This window comes from Stenotrophomonas mori (assembly GCF_023556335.1).
Classification (GTDB): Bacteria; Pseudomonadota; Gammaproteobacteria; order Xanthomonadales; family Xanthomonadaceae; genus Stenotrophomonas; species Stenotrophomonas mori.
Map to the genome: position 1 here is coordinate 1,408,516 of NZ_JAIKTS010000001.1, position 15,379 is coordinate 1,423,894.

Here is a 15,379-nt window from a genome sequence, read left to right on the forward strand (position 1 = left end):
GGCCAGGGGGACCCGGGCCCTGCAACCTTCCTGGCCACGTCCTGTAATCAGGCTGTAACAAAAACATCATTTCATAGCCGCATCCGCCGGCCGCGCCGGCTTTCTCCCGCCATGGAGTACCCGATGAAACTGCATACGACCGGCCTCGCCGCCCTTTCCCTGGCCATCGCGCTGGGCCTGTCGGCCTGCGGCGGCAAGAGCGACTCCGCCGCGCCGCCGCTGGGCAACGCCGCGGACCCGGCCACTGCGCCCGCGGGCGACAAGGTGGCCGCCGAGATCTCCGGCGCCGGTGCGTCGTTCATCTTCCCGCTGGTGTCGCGCTGGTCGGCCGACTACAACGCCGCCACCGGCGCCAAGATCAACTACCAGTCCATCGGCTCGGGCGGCGGCATCGCCCAGATCAAGGCCGGCACCGTCGACTTCGGGTCGTCGGACAAGCCGCTGTCCTCCGAAGAGCTGGCGCAGTCCGGCCTGGGCCAGTTCCCGTCGGCCATCGGCGGCGTGGTCCCGGTGGTCAACCTGGAAGGCCTGCAGCCGGGGCAGCTGCGCCTGAGCGGCGCGCTGCTGGCCGACATCTACCTGGGCAAGGTCAAGACCTGGAACGACCCGGCCATCGCCGCGGCCAACCCGGGCGTGACCCTGCCCGACACCAAGATCACCCTGGTGCACCGCTCGGACGGCTCGGGCACCACCTTCAACTTCTCCAACTACCTGTCCAAGGTCAGCGACGAGTGGAAGCAGCGCATCGGCGAAGGCACCTCGGTGCAGTGGCCGGACGGCGTGGGCGGCAAGGGCAACGAGGGCGTGGCCTCCTACGTGCAGCAGATCAAGGGCTCGCTGGGCTACGTGGAGCTGGCCTACGCGCTGCAGAACACGATGCCCTATGCCTCGATGCAGAATGCCGCCGGCAACTGGGTGCAGCCGACCGCCGAGACCTTCGCCGCCGCCGCGGCCAGCGCCGACTGGGCCGGCGCCCGCGACTTCAACCTGGTCATCACCAACGCCCCCGGCGCCGACGCGTGGCCGATCACCGCCACCAACTTCATGCTGATGCACAAGCAGCCCAAGGATGCCAAGCGCAACCAGGACACCCTGGCGTTCTTCAAGTGGGCCTTCGAGAACGGCCGCGAGCAGGCCGACGCGCTGCACTACGTGCCGCTGCCGGCCGACCTGGTGACGCAGATCGAGCGCTATTGGACCAGCGAATTCAAGTGATGGCAGTCCCGGGACCGCGCGGCGGGGACGCCGCGCGGCGCCCTCGCCGGTCCCCCTTCCTACAGGCCACGCCATTGCCATGAACGCTACTGCGTCGTCCCTTCCCCTGCCCTCCACGCGCGACCAGCGCGACGCCCGCAACGACCGTCTGTTCCGCGGGGTCCTGATCGTCACCGTGGCCCTGGTATTGACCGCGCTGGCCTGCGCCGCGCTGTCGATGCTGTGGGGCGGCCGCCACGCCCTGCAGGAGCAGGGCCTGAGCTTCTTCTACTCCGCCGACTGGAATCCGGTGGAGAACCGCTTCGGCGCGCTGGCGCCGATCTACGGCACCCTCGTCACCGCGCTGATCGCGATGCTGATCGCGGTACCGGTCAGCTTCGGCATCGCCTTCTTCCTCACCGAGGTCGCGCCGCGCTGGCTGCGCGGCCCGGTCGGCACCGCGATCGAGCTGCTGGCCGGCATCCCCTCGATCATCTACGGCATGTGGGGCCTGTTCGTGCTGGTGCCGGTGATGACCGAATACGTCACTCCGCTGCTCAACGAAACCCTGGGCGAGCTGCCGGTAATCGGCGCGCTGTTCCGCGGGCCGCCGCTGGGCATCGGCATGCTCACCGCCGGCTTCGTGCTGGCGATCATGGTGATCCCGTTCATCTCCTCGGTGATGCGCGAGGTGTTCCTCACCGTCCCCACCCGGCTCAAGGAATCGGCCTACGCGCTGGGCTCCACCAAGTGGGAGGTGAGCTGGGACATCGTGCTGCCCTACACCCGCTCGGCGGTGATCGGCGGCATCTTCCTCGGCCTCGGCCGCGCGCTCGGCGAGACCATGGCGGTGGCCTTCGTGATCGGCAACAGCGTGCGCCTGACGCCGTCGCTGCTGGAGCCTGGCACGACCATCGCCGCACTGATCGCCAACGACTTCGGCGAGGCCACCGAGACCTACCGCTCGGCCCTGCTGCTGCTCGGCTTCGTGCTGTTCATCGTCACCTTCGTGGTGCTCGCCATCGCCCGCCTGATGCTGCTGCGCCTGTCCCGCAAGGAGGGCAACTGATGTCCGCCGTCATCAAGACCTCGCAGGGGCTGTACCTGCGCCGCCGCCTGCTCAACGCCGCGGCGCTGCTGATGGCCTGCGCCACCGCCGCGTTCGGGCTGCTGTTCCTGGGCTGGATCCTGTGGACCCTGCTGTCCAAGGGGCTGCCCGGCATCAACCTGGACCTGTTCACCAAGATGACGCCGCCACCGATGCAGGAGGGCGGGCTGCTCAACGCCTTCTTCGGCAGTGCGGTGATGTGCGCCCTGGCCATCGCCATCGGCACCCCGCTGGGCGTGGCCGCCGGCACCTGGCTGGCCGAGTACGGCAACGCCCGCAAGGCCGGCACGGTGGTGCGCTTCGTCAACGACATCCTGCTGTCGGCGCCGTCGATCGTGCTCGGCCTGTTCGTCTACACCCTGTACGTGATGCAGACCGGCGGCAACTTCTCGGCGTTCGCCGGCGCGCTCTCGCTGGCCTTCATCGTGCTGCCGGTGGTGATCCGCACCACCGACGAGATGCTGCGGCTGGTGCCGGTGCAGATGCGCGAGGCGGCGCTGGCGTTGGGCGTGCCGCAGTGGAAGGTGATCGTGCAGGTGCTGTACCGCAGCGCCATGGCCGGCATCGTCACCGGCATCCTGCTCGCCCTGGCGCGGATCAGCGGCGAGACCGCCCCGCTGCTGTTCACCGCCTTCGGCAACCAGTACTGGAACAGCAACGTGTTCCAGCCGATGGCCTCGGTGCCGGTGGTGATGAACCAGTTCGCCGGCAGCCCCTACGAATCGTGGCAGGTGCTGGCCTGGGCCGGTGCCCTGGTGCTGACCCTGTTCGTGCTGCTGGTCAGCCTGTCCGCACGCGGCCTGCTGCTGCGCAACCGAATCTCAAACGACTGATCCCATGGACCTTGCCATGAACGACCTCAACAACCCCGTGCCCATGCAGCGCATCAACGTGCATGCCTCCAACCAGGAGCTGCAGGCGCCGGCACCGGTGAAGCTGGCCGCGCGCGGCCTGGACTTCTACTACGACAGGTTCCACGCGCTCAAGAACATCCACCTGGAGATCCCGGAGAAGCGCGTCACCGCACTGATCGGGCCGTCCGGCTGCGGCAAGTCGACCCTGCTGCGCATCTTCAACCGCATCTATGCCCTGTACCCGAAGCTGGAAGCGCGCGGCGAGGTGCTGCTGGACGGCGAGAACATCCTCTCGCCCAAGTACCCGATGAACCGCCTGCGCTCCAAGGTCGGCATGGTGTTCCAGAAGCCGGTGCCGTTCCCGATGACCATCTTCGAGAACGTGGCCTACGGCATCCGCCACCATGAAAAGCTGTCCAAGGCCGAGATGAACGTGCGCGTCGAACAGGCCCTGCGCCAGGGCGCGCTGTGGGACGAGGTCAAGGACAAGCTGGGCCAGAGCGCGCTGGGCCTGTCCGGTGGCCAGCAGCAGCGCCTGTGCATCGCCCGCGCGGTCGCGCTCAGGCCGGACGTGCTGCTGCTGGACGAGCCGACCTCGGCGCTGGACCCGATCTCCACCAGCCGCATCGAGCAGCTCGTGGAGGAACTGAAGAACGACTACACCATCGCCATCGTCACCCACAACATGCAGCAGGCCGCGCGCGTGTCCGACTTCACCGCCTTCATGTACCTGGGCGACCTGATCGAACACGACCGTACCGACGTGATCTTCTCCAACCCCTCCAAGCAGCAGACCGAGGACTACATCACTGGCCGCTTCGGGTGAAGCGGGCCGCCACCGCGCGTACACCACCTCCACCGCAATGACGCCGGCGCCACGACCGGGCCCCCCGGGACCGGCGCAGCCCTGCCCGGCCCCTCGAACACGCCGCCTTCGGCACATCCGCATCCGTCATCGCCCAGAGACCTCCATGAACACCCATCCCAACGAGCACATCGTGAAGAGTTACGACGAAGAGCAGCAGCGCCTGGTGGCCGAGATCGTGCGCATGGGCGAGATGTCCGTCGCCCAGCTCGAAGCCGCGCTGGACGTGATCGAACGCCGCGACGAGAAGGCCGCCCAGCGCATCGTCGCCAACGACGAGGCCATCGACCAGATCGAGCAGCAGATCAGCCATGACGTGATGCGCCTGGCGCTGCGCGGTCCGATGGCCCGCGATCTGCGCGAAATCCTCGCCGGCCTGCGCATTCCTTCCGACATCGAGCGCATCGGCGACTACGCGGCCAATGTCGCCAAGCGTTCGATCGCGCTGGTCACGGTCCCGCCGATGCCGCAGATCCAGGGCCTGCGCGCCCTGGGCCGGCTGGCCGCGCAGCAGGTTCGGCGCGCACTGGCGGCCTACCGCGACAACGACGCCGATGCCGCCCTGGCGTTGCGCAGCGACGACGCCCGCCTGGACGCGCAGTACACCGCGCTGTTCCGCGAGCTGCTCACCTACATGATGGAAGACCCGCGCAACATCACCCCCTGCACCCACCTGCTGTTCATGGCCAAGAACCTGGAGCGGATCGGCGACCACGCCACCAACATCGCCGAGAACGTCTGGTTCCTGGTGCATGGCGACGCACCGCTGCCGCCGCGCGAGAAGCTCGACGAGACCAGCACCGTGGACCAGGCCTGAGCCCGGCCCGGCATCATCGGCAAGGCCCCAGCGGGGCGAGGCCGCGCTCTACATGTACCGGATGAGCGGCCTGTAGCGCCGGGCCCCGCCCGGCGGAGGCATCACCGGCAAGGCCCCAGCGGGGCGTGGCCCCGCTCTACATGTACCGGATGAGCGGTCGGTAGCGCCGGGCCCCGCCCGGCGGAGGCATCACCGGCAAGGCCCCAGCGGGGCGTTGCCCCACGCTGCATGGCCCGGATGAGCGGTCGGTAGCGCCGGGCCCTGCCCGGCGGAGGCATCACCGGCAAGGCCCCAGCGGGGCGCGGCCCCGCGCTGCATGTCCCGGATGAGCGGTCGGTAGCGCCGGTCCCTGCCCGGCGGAGGCATCATCGGCAAGACCCCAGCGGGGCGCGGCCCCGCTCTACATGTCCCGGATGGACGGTCGGTAGCGCCGGGCCCTGCCCGGCGGAGGCATCACCGGCAAGGCCCCAGCGGGGCGTGGCCCCGCTCTACATTTCCCGGATGGACGGTCGGTAGCGCCGGGCCCCGCCCGGCGGAGGCATCACCGGCCAGGCCCCAGCGGGGCGCGGCCCCGCGCTGCATGGCCCGGATGAGCGGCCGGCAGCGCGGGCCTACGCCAGGCGCTGGCGCACGGCTTCGAACAGCGCTACGCCGGTGGCGACCGACACGTTGAGGCTTTCCACGTCGCCGAGCATCGGGATCCGTACCAGGCCGTCGCAGGTCTCACGGGTCAGGCGGCGCAGGCCGTCGGCCTCGCCGCCCATCACCAGGGCAACGTTGCCGCGCAGGTCCAGCTGGTGGAGGGTCTGTTCCGCCTCGCCGGCCAGTCCGTACAGCCACACGCCCTGTTTCTGCAGGCCTTTCAGGCAGCGCACGAGGTTGGTCACCGCCACCACCGGGATGCGGTCGGCCGCGCCGGCGCTGGTCTTGCGCACGGTGGCGTTGACCGGCGCGCTCTTGTCCTTGGGGATGACCACCGCGGTCACGCCGGCGGCGGCCGCACTGCGCAGGCAGGCGCCGAGGTTGTGCGGATCCTGCACTTCATCCAGTACCAGCAGCAGGGCCTTGCCGGCCGCCGCCTCGACCAGCCCGTCCAGTTCCTCCTCGGCCCACAGCCGGGCCGCGGCGTAGCGCGCGACCACGCCCTGGTGGCGTACCTGGCCGGCCACGCCGCCCAGCGCCTGCGCGGCGACCCGGCGCACATCGATGCCCTTGCGCCGGGCGTTCTCTTCGATCTCGACCAGCCGCGCGTTCTTGCTGCCGGCCTCGATCAGCACCTCACGGACGTTGTCCGGGTCCTTTTCGATCGAGGAGGCCACGGCATTGACGCCGACGATCCACTGGTTCTGCTTGCTCATTGCGGCCCGCGCGGGAGGGTGGGAGCCGGTAATGGTAGTGCATCCCCCGGCGCCGGCGGCATCGCCGCCGGCATGCGCGGCGTGCGCCGCGGCCCGCACGGGGGCCGCGGCCGGGACACCATGTCCGCCGCTCAGTACTTCTGCTTGGTGCGCTTGGCCGGCTTGCCGCGCGGCGGCAGCGGCGGCACCTCGTCCTCCAGCACGGTGCCGTCGAGCCGCTCGACCAGGCGGAAGTCGATCTTGCGCTCTTCCATGCTGGCCTTGAGCACCAGGATGCGCACCCGGTCGCCGAGCCGGAACTGGTTGCCGCGGCGGTCGCCGGTCAGGGTCTTGCGGACCGGATCGAACTGGTAGTAGTCGTGCGGCAGCTGGGTCACGTGCGCCAGGCCGTTGACCTTGGAGTCGTCCAGTTCAACGAACAGGCCGAAGCTGGTCACGCCGCTGATCACGCCGTCGAACTGGCCGCCGACATGCTTCTCCATCCAGGCTGCGCGGAAGCGCTCGTCGACCTCGCGCTCGGCCTCGTCGGCGCGGCGCGCGCGCTCGGAGCACTGCAGCGCCAGCGCCTCCATCTCCCGCGGGGTGTAGGCGTACTTGTCGCGCGGCCCGCCGCTGAGCGCGTACTTGATGGCACGGTGCACCAGCAGGTCCGGGTAGCGGCGGATCGGCGAGGTGAAGTGCGCGTAGGCGTCCAGGGCCAGGCCGAAGTGGCCGTTGTTCTCCGTGGTGTACACCGCCAGCGACTGGCTGCGCAGCAGCACCGACTCCAGCAGCGCCGCATCCGGGCGCTCGCGCACCTTCTTCAGCAGCTTGGTGTAGTCGCCCGGCTGCACCTTGCCCCACGGCGGCAGGCTGAGCTTGAACTCCTTGAGGAACTCCAGCAGGTCGGCGTACTTGGATTCCGGCGGCCGCTCGTGCACGCGGTACGGTACCGGGATATGGCTGGCCAGCAGGTAGCGCGCCGCCTCCACGTTGGCGGCGATCATGCACTCCTCGATCAGCTTGTGCGCATCGTTGCGCACCAGCATGCCGGCCTGGGTGACCTCGCCGCGGTTGTCCAGCACGAAGCGCACTTCGGAGGATTCGAACTCGATGGCGCCGCGGCGCTGCCGCGCCTTGGCCAGGATGCGGTACAGCTGGTGCAGGCTCTGCACCTGCGGCAGCACCGGGCCGAGGGCGGCCTTGGCGCCGGCGTCGTCCTCGCCCACCGCGCTCCAGACCTGGGCATAGGTCAGGCGTGCGTGCGAGCGCATCACCGCCTCGTAGAAGCGCGATGCGGTGACCTCGCCCTTGCGGTCCACCTGCATGTCGCAGACGAAGCACATGCGGTCCTCGTCCGGGCGCAGCGAGCAGATGCCGTTGGACAGCGTCTCCGGCAGCATCGGCACCACGTAGCCGGGGAAGTACACCGAGGTGGCGCGGCGCTGCGCTTCCTCGTCCAGCGGCCTGCCGGGGCGGACATAGTGGGACACGTCCGCGATCGCCACGACCAGGCGGAAACCGTCGCGGTTCGGCTCGCAGTAGACCGCGTCGTCGAAATCCTTGGCATCCTCGCCGTCGATGGTCACCAGCGGCAGGGTGCGCAGGTCCTCGCGGCCGCCGAGCATCGCCGGCTCGACCGTCATCGGGATCGCGGTGGCCTCGTCCAGCACCTCCGGCGGGAACTCGTGCGGCAGGTCGTGGCCGTGGATGGCGGTCTCCACCACCAGCGACGGGGTCAGCCGGTCGCCGAGCACGGCGATGATCCTGCCGATCGACGGACGCCGCGAATCCGGCGGGTGGGTCAGTTCGCACACCACCAGCTGGCCGTCCTTCGCGCCGCCGGTGGCGTCGGCCGGGATCTGGATGCTGCGCTGGATGCGCTTGTCGTCCGGGACCACGTAGTTGATGCCCATCTCGACGCTGAAATGGCCGATCAGGCGGTTGATCCCGCGCTCCAGCACGCGCGCGATGCTGCCCTCGCGGCGGCCGCGGCGATCGATGCCGGTGACGTTGGCCAGCGCGCGGTCGCCGTGCATGACCTTGCGCATCTCATACGGCGGCAGGAACAGGTCGTCGCCGCCCTCGTCCGGGCGCAGGAAGCCGAAGCCCTCCGGATTGGCGATGACCACGCCGGGGATCAGGTTGGTGACCAGCACCGGGGCGAAGCCGCCGCGGCGGTTCTGCACCAGTTGGCCGTCGCGCACCATCGCGCCCAGGCGCTTGCCCAGCGCATCGGCACGGTCCGGCTCGGTGAGGCCCAGCTGGGCGCCGATCTCGGCGGCCGTCTGCGGCCCCTCGCAGCGGTCCAGCAGCTGCAGGATCGCCTCGCGGCTGGCGATGGGCTGCGCATAGCGCTCGGCCTCGCGTGCCGCGTAGGGATCGTCGAAGGCCGGCCCCGGCGCGGGGCGCGAACGGCCGCGGACGAAGCGCTTGGCAGGTGGAGTGTCGGCGCCCTTGGCGCGCGGGCCCCTGGCCGGGGCGGCGGGGGTGTCCGGCATCCACGGCGGAAGCGCGGCGGATTCGCGGGACGCGCCCGGCTTGGCACCGGGGACGGACTTGGGGGACTTGGCGGCCCCGGGGGTCTTTTTGTTTTTCATCGGCCCCCATGGTACCTGCTGCAACGTGGACGCCGCTTGTACGGGCCGTTGACAACCGGCGCCGGCGCCACCAGAATCGCCGCCCGGATCGCCCAGGTGGCGGAATTGGTAGACGCACTAGTTTCAGGTACTAGCGGGTAAAACCGTGGAGGTTCGAGTCCTCTCCTGGGCACCACGATCCGGAACCGTCAGGACCCGCGCAAGCGGGTTTTTTCGTTTCCGGCGCCGGCCATCGCGACCCTCGCCCGCCACCGCCCCGTCCCGCACCGGCCGTATTGACGTTTTCGCCCGGCCTGCGCATAATTCCGCTCCTGAGTCGCCCAGGTGGCGGAATTGGTAGACGCACTAGTTTCAGGTACTAGCGGGTAAAACCGTGGAGGTTCGAGTCCTCTCCTGGGCACCACGACTCATGACCGATCAAACCCGCGCAAGCGGGTTTTTTCATGCTCGTTCCGACCACGCACGGCGCGTCACGCCATGGAGGGCGGCGGGCATGCCGGACCTGGCGGAACAGCCGCCCGGGCATTGACAGGATGTCCTGTCCACGCCACAATTCCCGTTCTGAGTCGCCCAGGTGGCGGAATTGGTAGACGCACTAGTTTCAGGTACTAGCGGGTAAAACCGTGGAGGTTCGAGTCCTCTCCTGGGCACCACGACTCACAGCAGAAAAAACCCGCGCAAGCGGGGTTTTTTTGTGCCCCGTTGTTGGCCGGGCATGGAGCATCGGAAGCCGCTGCAGCCCCTGCCGCCCGCACGGCGCGGGCGGACGGCAGGCGCGGGGCCCGTCCCGAAGGGCGGAACGCCGCGCGGCGTCAGTGCCCGCCGGAACGCGCCGTGCTGCTGCCGGCGCCCGCACCGAACGGCGGTTTGGCCAGCCACAGGAAGGCGATGATCGCCAGGAAGATCCAGCCCAGCAGGTAGAAGATGTCGTTGAACGCCAGCTGCGATGCCTGGTGGTCGATCATCCCATTCAACAGCGCCGCCCCCTGCTGCAGGTTGCCCTGCCCCATCGCCGCCACCTGCTCCTGCATGCCCGGGGCGTAGGTGGAGATGTGCTCGGTCAGGTGTGCGTGGTGCTCCTGGGTACGCCGCGCCCACAGCCAGGTGGTCAGCGAGGCGGCGAAGCTGCCGCCCAGCGTGCGCAGGAAGGTGGCCAGGCCGGACCCGGCTGCGATCTCGCGGCCGTCCAGGTCCGACAGCAGGATCTGCAGCACCGGCATGAAGAACAACGCCACGCCGACGCCCATGATCAGCTGCACGCCGGCCACGTGCTGGAAATCCACCTGCAGGTTGAAGCCCGAGCGCAGGAAACTGGTCAACGACAGGAACACGAAAGCGATCGAGGCCAGCATGCGCATGTCGAAGCGCGCGGCGTACTTGCCGACGAACGGCGTCATGAGCACCGGCAGGAACCCGATGGGCGCCGTCGCCAGCCCGGCCCAGATCGCGGTGTAGCCCATGTCGCGCTGCAGCCACTGCGGGATCAGCAGCGCCACGCTGAAGAACGCCGCATAGGCCACCACCATCGCCAGCGTACCGGCGCGGAAATTGCGGTGGCGGAACAGCCGCAGGTCGACGATCGGGTCCTTGTCGGTCAGCTCCCAGATCAGGAACACCGCCAGCGCGACCACCGCCACGCACGACAGCACCACGATCTTCGTCGACGAGAACCAGTCCTCGTCGTTGCCCAGGTCCAGCACCAGCTGCAGCGCGCCGACGCCGATCACCAGGGTGATCAGGCCCACGTAGTCCATCTTCGGCCGCTCGACCTGCTCCGGCCGGTCCTTGAGCTGGTTGCCGACCACCAGCGCCGAGAAGATGCCCAGCGGCACGTTGATCAGGAAGATCCATTCCCAGCTGTAGTTGTCGGTGATCCAGCCACCGAGGATCGGGCCGCAGATCGGCGCCACCACCGTGATCATCGCCAGCAGCGCCAGCGCCTGGCCGCGCTTCTCGCGCGGGTAGATCGACACCAGCAGCGACTGGGTGATCGGGTACATGGGGCCGGCGACGAAGCCCTGCAGGGCCCGCGACACCACCAGCATGCCCATGCTCTGCGCCAGGCCGCACAGCAGCGAGGCGACGGTGAACGCCAGCGTCGCCCACACGAACAGGCGCTTCTCGCCGAACCGGCGGCTGAGCCAGCCGGTCAGCGGCAGCGCGATGGCGGTGCTGACCGCGAACGAAGTGATGACCCAGGTCGCCTGCTGCGAACTGGCACCGAGGTTGCCGGCGATGGTCGGCAACGACACGTTGGCGATGGTGGTGTCCAGCACCTGCATGAACGAGGCCATCGCCAGGCCGGCGGTGCACAGCGCCACGCTGGGCGGTACGAAGCCGGCGGCAGGTTGCGGCGCGGCCGGAGCTTGAGCGGACATGCGCAGCTACCTCAGCCGGCCGTGTTCTGGCGCGGCAGGTTGTCGTGGATGATCCGCTCGATCGCCGCATCGGCGTCATGCAGTTGCCGGGCATAGACGTCGGTGTCGAACACCATGCCCTCGGCCGCGGCCGCCGGCAGCACCTCGCCCTTCTGGTCGCGCAGGCTCACCTCGGCCTTCATCGACAGGCCGATGCGCAGCGGGTGCTCGGCCAGCTGCTTGGGATCGATGGCGATGCGCACCGGGACCCGCTGCACGATCTTGATCCAGTTGCCGCTGGCGTTCTGCGCCGGCAGCAGCGAGAACGCCGAGCCGGTGCCCAGGCCGAGGCTGGCGATGCGGCCCTTGTACTTCACCGCGCCGCCGTACAGGTCGGCGCGCAGCGCCACCTCCTGCCCCAGGCGCATGTGCCGCAGCTGGGTCTCCTTGAAGTTGGCGTCCACCCACATCTGCTCGGCCGGCACCACCGCCATCAGCGCGGTGCCGGGCTGGACCCGCTGGCCGACCTGCACCGAGCGGCGCGCGACGAAGCCGGCCACCGGCGCGACGATGCCCGCGCGGGCGTTGTTGAGCCAGGCCTGGCGCAGCTGCGCCGCGGCGGCCTTCACGTCCGGCTGGGTGGCCACGACGGTGTCGTCCACCAGCGCGCGGCTGCGCTCCACGGTCTCGCGCGAACCCGCCACCGCGGCTTCGGCCGCGGCCAGCTCGTCGCGGGCATGGGCCAGCTCCTCGCTGGAGATCGCGCCGCTGGCGGCCAGGTCCCGGCGGCGCGCGACGTCTTCACGCACGCGCTTCAGCGTCACCTGGCGCGCGTTGAGGTCCGCCTGCGCGCCTTCGACGCTGCGGTACAGGCCGCGGACCTCGCGCACGGTGCGCGCCAGGTTGGCCTCGGCCTGCTGCAGTGCCACCTCGGTGTCGGCCGGGTCCAGCTGCACCAGCAGCTGGCCGCGCTCCACGCGCATGCCGTCGTCGGCGGCGATGGCCACCACGGTGCCGGCCACCTGCGGGGTGATCTGCACCTGGTTGCCCTGGACATAGGCGTCGTCGGTTTCCTCGAACCAACGGCCAAAGGCGAAGTACCACAACGCGAACGCTGCCAGCAGCAGCACGACGAGGACGGACAGGCCGCGCAGCAGCCGGCTGCGGCGGCTGCGCACGACCGGGGCTTCGGTGGAAGGGGTCTGGCTCATGGGGCGGTTCTCAGGAATGCGGGGATACGGAGGAGGAGGAAGACGCGGGGGCGCCGGCGTCGCCGGCGGACGGCTCGAAACCGCCGCCCAGGGCCTGGCTCAGCCGCGCCGCGGCCAGCAGCTGGCGCGCGTGCAGGGTGGTCAGCGCCTGCTGCGCGTCGAGCAGCTGCGCCTGGGTGGCCAGCACGTCCAGGTAGTTGCCGATGCCGGCGCGGTAGCGCTGACCGGCCAGGTCGAAGGCCGATTCCGCGGTGGCCACCGCCTGCTGCTGCGATTGCGACTGCTGCTGCAGCGAACGCACCGCATTGACCTGGTCGGCGACCTCGCGCAGCGCGTCCACCACGGTCTGGTTGTAGCCGGCCACCGCCAGGTCGTACTGCGCATCGGCCTCCGCCAGTCCGGCGCGCAGGTGCCCGCCGTCGAAGATCGGCAGGCTCAGCGCCGGGCCGAGGTAGGCAAAGGTCGACCCGCTTTCAAGCAGGTCACCCACGCTGGGCGCCACCACCCCGGCCAGGGCGGTGAGGTTGAAGCTGGGATAGAAGCGGGTGCGGGCGGTGGCGATCCGCTTGTCGGCCGCCTCCACCCGCCAGCGCGCGGCGACGACATCCGGGCGCCGGCCCAGCAGCGCGCTGGGCAGGACCCCGGGCAGCTGCAGCGCGGCCACCTGCAGGGCCAGCGGACGCGCGATGCTCAGGCCGCGGTCCGGGCCCTGGCCGAGCAGCGCCGCCAGGGCGGTGCGCGCCGCGTCGATCTGCTGCTGCGCGGCCTGCAGTTGCTGGTGCGCCACGGGAATGCGGCCTTCTGCCTGGCGGACCTGGAGGACGCTGTCGATTCCCGCCGTCTGGCGCTGGCGCACCAGCTGCAGCGCCTTCTGCGCCCGCTCCAGTTCCTGCTCGGCGACATCGTTGGCGCGCCAGGCGCGGTCCAGCTCGACATAGGCCTGGACGATGCCCGAGGACAAGGCCAGGCGCGCCGCCTGGGCATCGACCGCCGCGGCATGCACCGTATCCACCGCCGCTTCCCAGCTGGCGCGCTTGCCGCCCCACAGGTCGATGCCATAGCTGAAGTCGAACGCCACCTGGCTGCTGCCCGCGTAGTGCCCGCCCATCTCGTCGCCGGCCATCGATTCGGGCAGGCGCAGGCCGGTGTAGCCACCGGACACCGACAGGCTGGGCAGGCGGTCGGCACGGGCCAGGCCCGCCTGGGCCTCGGCCTGGCGCAGCCGTGCATCGGCCGCATCGAGGCTGGGATGGCCGGCCAGGCCCTCGGCGACCAGCACGTCCAGCTGCGGATCGCCGAAGCTGCGCCACCAGTCGCTGGCGGGGAAGCCGGACACGGACAGGTCGCTGGTGGCCAGGGTGCGCTCGCTGCGCAGGCTGTCGGCCTCGAGCAGGCGGCCCTGCGGCTGCAGGCCTCCGCTGCTGGCGCACGCCGCCAGGGCCAGCGCCAGCACGGCCGGCAACAACGGCCGCGCGGCGCGCGGCAGGAAGGAGGAAGCGGGAATGGGGATCATGGGGGTGTCAGGGAATCGCGGATCCGGAGGAGGAGGGACATCAACAGCGCCCGTTCGTCGGCACTCAGGTTGCGGGTGGCGTAGTCCATGACCGTGTCGCCCCGCTTCTTCAGCCGCTCGCACAGCGCCCGGCCCTGGTCGGTCAGCACGATCTGCAGCGCGCGGCGGTCCAGCGCATGCGGCTCGCGGCGCACGCAGTCCAGCGCCTCGAGCTTGTCCAGCAGGCGGGTCACCGCGCTGGGTACCTGGTCGATGGCCTGCGCCAGCTCGTTGGCCGTGCACGGCGCCATGTGCGCCAGGGTCTTGAGCCCGATGTAGTGGGTGAAGCCGATGCCGAGGTTCTCCTCGGCCATCGACGCGTCCAGCTGCCGTGCCAGGCCGTCGCGCAACTGGCGCAGCAGCAGGCCGAAGCTGGGGGGATTGGCGGTGGCGCAGATCATGGGCGGGCATCTTCATTCCAAAAGAAATATTTCTCAATGGAAATATCCGATCTGGCATCAAATGCTGTGTTGCGGTCGCAGCATGATCGAACGGTGGTTACGGTAACGGCTCAATCGCATGGCCAGGTAATACAATCAAGCCAATAAATGGCATATTTGGGCCAACCCCGTGATCGACTCGACGACTCCCATGGACAACGCGCCCGATCCTGCCGCCCCGCCCTCCAGACCGCTGCTGGACCACGCCGAGCTGCACTGGTTCGAAAGTGACGACGGCCCGGCGGTGTTCGGCTTCCGCCTCGAAGGCGCCCACAGCGTCGCCCTGGAAGTGGATTGGCACCACCACGTCCGCGCCCAGCTGGTCTGCGTCGAACAGGGCCTGCTGACGATCCGCACCCTCCACGGCACCTGGTCGCTGCCCGCCGGCTCCGGTGGCTGGATGCCCCCGGCCGAGCCCCACACCATCGCGGCCTACGGCCCCTTGCGCGGCTGGGGCATGGCGTTCGCCACACCGGCCTGCAGGGACCTGCCGGACGCGCCCTGCGTCATCGAAATCTCCCCGCTGCTGCATGCGATGGCCAAGCGCCTGTGCACCGGCAAGGCGGAAAACGCGCCCCGCCAGCAGCGCCTGCTGCCGGTACTGCAGGACGAGATCCGCCACGCCCCGCAGCAGCGCATGCACCTGCCGCTGCCGCGCGACCGGCGGCTGCGGCGGATCGCCTCGCAGCTGCTGGCCGACCCCGCCGACGGCCGCAGCCTGGAGCAGTGGGCGCAATGGGCCGGCCTGTCGCCACGCAGCCTGACCCGCTACTTCCGCGAGGAAACCACCCTGAGCTTCGCGCAGTGGCGGCAGCAGGCGCGCCTGGCCGAAGCTCTGCGCCAGCTCAGCGACGGCCGCAGCGTGGCCGACATCGCCCATGCACTGGGCTTCAGCAGTTCCAGCGCCTTCGTCACCGTGTTCCGCCGCCATTTCGGGCTGCCGCCCGGCCGCTACCTGGCCCGCGCCGGCCGCGACGCGCAGGACGGCGCTTTCCCCGCACGCGGCTTGGCATCCCCCCCTGCATCCGGATAATCGACCGCTCG

Annotated in this window: 12 protein-coding genes and 3 tRNA genes; 9 read left to right on the forward strand and 6 right to left on the reverse strand. The window is 70.0% G+C overall.

Annotation, left to right across the window (positions count from 1 at the left end; genetic code table 11):
* Positions 1-123: 123 nt before the first annotated feature.
* The 5 genes from pstS to phoU all read left to right on the forward strand — a co-directional run bounded on the left by pstS (position 124) and on the right by phoU (position 4,838).
* Positions 124-1,215 carry a phosphate ABC transporter substrate-binding protein PstS gene (gene pstS / locus K5L01_RS06345; protein ID WP_250062934.1) on the forward strand — a complete coding sequence of 364 codons (1,092 nt, stop codon included), beginning with the start codon at positions 124-126 and terminating at the stop codon, positions 1,213-1,215.
* A gap of 79 nt (positions 1,216-1,294) precedes the next feature.
* Positions 1,295-2,263, forward strand: a complete 969-nt coding sequence (gene pstC / locus K5L01_RS06350) for a phosphate ABC transporter permease subunit PstC (protein ID WP_250062937.1) — start codon at positions 1,295-1,297, stop codon at positions 2,261-2,263.
* On the forward strand, positions 2,263-3,135 hold the full coding sequence (gene pstA / locus K5L01_RS06355; protein WP_250062939.1) for a phosphate ABC transporter permease PstA: 873 nt from the start codon (positions 2,263-2,265) through the stop codon (positions 3,133-3,135). The genes pstC and pstA overlap by 1 nt, the downstream gene beginning before the upstream one ends.
* A gap of 16 nt (positions 3,136-3,151) precedes the next feature.
* Positions 3,152-3,982, forward strand: coding sequence for a phosphate ABC transporter ATP-binding protein PstB (gene pstB / locus K5L01_RS06360; protein ID WP_250062941.1), 831 nt, complete (start codon positions 3,152-3,154; stop codon positions 3,980-3,982).
* A gap of 145 nt (positions 3,983-4,127) precedes the next feature.
* Positions 4,128-4,838, forward strand: a complete 711-nt coding sequence (gene phoU, locus K5L01_RS06365) for a phosphate signaling complex protein PhoU (protein ID WP_250062943.1) — start codon at positions 4,128-4,130, stop codon at positions 4,836-4,838.
* A gap of 611 nt (positions 4,839-5,449) precedes the next feature.
* Here phoU and rlmB read toward each other — a convergent pair.
* Entirely contained in the window at positions 5,450-6,196 is a 747-nt protein-coding gene (gene rlmB, locus K5L01_RS06370) for a 23S rRNA (guanosine(2251)-2'-O)-methyltransferase RlmB (RefSeq protein ID WP_250062945.1), read from the reverse strand.
* A gap of 131 nt (positions 6,197-6,327) precedes the next feature.
* Positions 6,328-8,775: a ribonuclease R gene (gene rnr, locus K5L01_RS06375; protein WP_425603837.1), complete on the reverse strand. Its 2,448-nt coding sequence runs from the start codon at positions 8,773-8,775 to the stop codon at positions 6,328-6,330.
* Positions 8,776-8,865: 90 nt separating this feature from the next.
* Between rnr and K5L01_RS06380 the strand changes: the two genes are divergently transcribed.
* From K5L01_RS06380 to K5L01_RS06390, 3 genes are all read left to right on the forward strand, one after another.
* A tRNA-Leu gene (locus K5L01_RS06380) sits at positions 8,866-8,950 on the forward strand.
* A 143-nt stretch (positions 8,951-9,093) separates the two neighbouring features.
* Positions 9,094-9,178 (forward strand) — tRNA-Leu (locus tag K5L01_RS06385).
* 165 nt (positions 9,179-9,343) lie between these two features.
* Positions 9,344-9,428 (forward strand) — tRNA-Leu (locus K5L01_RS06390).
* Positions 9,429-9,587: 159 nt separating this feature from the next.
* On the opposite strand, the gene K5L01_RS06395 is transcribed toward K5L01_RS06390, so the two are convergent.
* From K5L01_RS06395 to K5L01_RS06410, 4 genes are read right to left on the reverse strand one after another with little or no spacing between them, the layout of a single operon-like run.
* Positions 9,588-11,153, reverse strand: coding sequence for a DHA2 family efflux MFS transporter permease subunit (locus K5L01_RS06395; RefSeq protein ID WP_250062947.1), 1,566 nt, complete (start codon positions 11,151-11,153; stop codon positions 9,588-9,590).
* Between the two features lie 11 nt (positions 11,154-11,164).
* Entirely contained in the window at positions 11,165-12,343 is a 1,179-nt protein-coding gene (locus K5L01_RS06400; RefSeq protein WP_250062950.1) for an HlyD/EmrA/EmrK family protein, read from the reverse strand.
* A 10-nt stretch (positions 12,344-12,353) separates the two neighbouring features.
* Complete coding sequence (locus tag K5L01_RS06405) at positions 12,354-13,856, reverse strand: efflux transporter outer membrane subunit (RefSeq protein ID WP_250062952.1); 1,503 nt, start codon at positions 13,854-13,856, stop codon at positions 12,354-12,356.
* On the reverse strand, positions 13,853-14,296 hold the full coding sequence (locus K5L01_RS06410) for a MarR family winged helix-turn-helix transcriptional regulator (RefSeq protein ID WP_250062954.1): 444 nt from the start codon (positions 14,294-14,296) through the stop codon (positions 13,853-13,855). The genes K5L01_RS06405 and K5L01_RS06410 overlap by 4 nt, the downstream gene beginning before the upstream one ends.
* 190 nt (positions 14,297-14,486) lie before the next feature.
* Here K5L01_RS06410 and K5L01_RS06415 point away from each other — a divergent pair, with 190 nt between their 5' ends.
* On the forward strand, positions 14,487-15,368 hold the full coding sequence (locus K5L01_RS06415) for a helix-turn-helix domain-containing protein (RefSeq protein WP_250062956.1): 882 nt from the start codon (positions 14,487-14,489) through the stop codon (positions 15,366-15,368).
* Positions 15,369-15,379: the final 11 nt, after the last annotated feature.

Coding starts and splice junctions, on each gene's coding strand:
- pstS (WP_250062934.1), top strand. CDS start 124: ATGAAACTGCATACGACCGGCCTCGCCGCCCTTTCCCTGGCCATCGCG.
- pstB (WP_250062941.1), top strand. CDS start 3,152: ATGAACGACCTCAACAACCCCGTGCCCATGCAGCGCATCAACGTGCAT.
- pstA (WP_250062939.1), top strand. CDS start 2,263: ATGTCCGCCGTCATCAAGACCTCGCAGGGGCTGTACCTGCGCCGCCGC.
- rlmB (WP_250062945.1), bottom strand. CDS start 6,196: ATGAGCAAGCAGAACCAGTGGATCGTCGGCGTCAATGCCGTGGCCTCC.
- K5L01_RS06400 (WP_250062950.1), bottom strand. CDS start 12,343: ATGAGCCAGACCCCTTCCACCGAAGCCCCGGTCGTGCGCAGCCGCCGC.
- K5L01_RS06395 (WP_250062947.1), bottom strand. CDS start 11,153: ATGTCCGCTCAAGCTCCGGCCGCGCCGCAACCTGCCGCCGGCTTCGTA.
- pstC (WP_250062937.1), top strand. CDS start 1,295: ATGAACGCTACTGCGTCGTCCCTTCCCCTGCCCTCCACGCGCGACCAG.
- K5L01_RS06415 (WP_250062956.1), top strand. CDS start 14,487: ATGGACAACGCGCCCGATCCTGCCGCCCCGCCCTCCAGACCGCTGCTG.
- K5L01_RS06410 (WP_250062954.1), bottom strand. CDS start 14,296: ATGATCTGCGCCACCGCCAATCCCCCCAGCTTCGGCCTGCTGCTGCGC.
- K5L01_RS06405 (WP_250062952.1), bottom strand. CDS start 13,856: ATGATCCCCATTCCCGCTTCCTCCTTCCTGCCGCGCGCCGCGCGGCCG.
- phoU (WP_250062943.1), top strand. CDS start 4,128: ATGAACACCCATCCCAACGAGCACATCGTGAAGAGTTACGACGAAGAG.
- rnr (WP_425603837.1), bottom strand. CDS start 8,775: ATGAAAAACAAAAAGACCCCCGGGGCCGCCAAGTCCCCCAAGTCCGTC.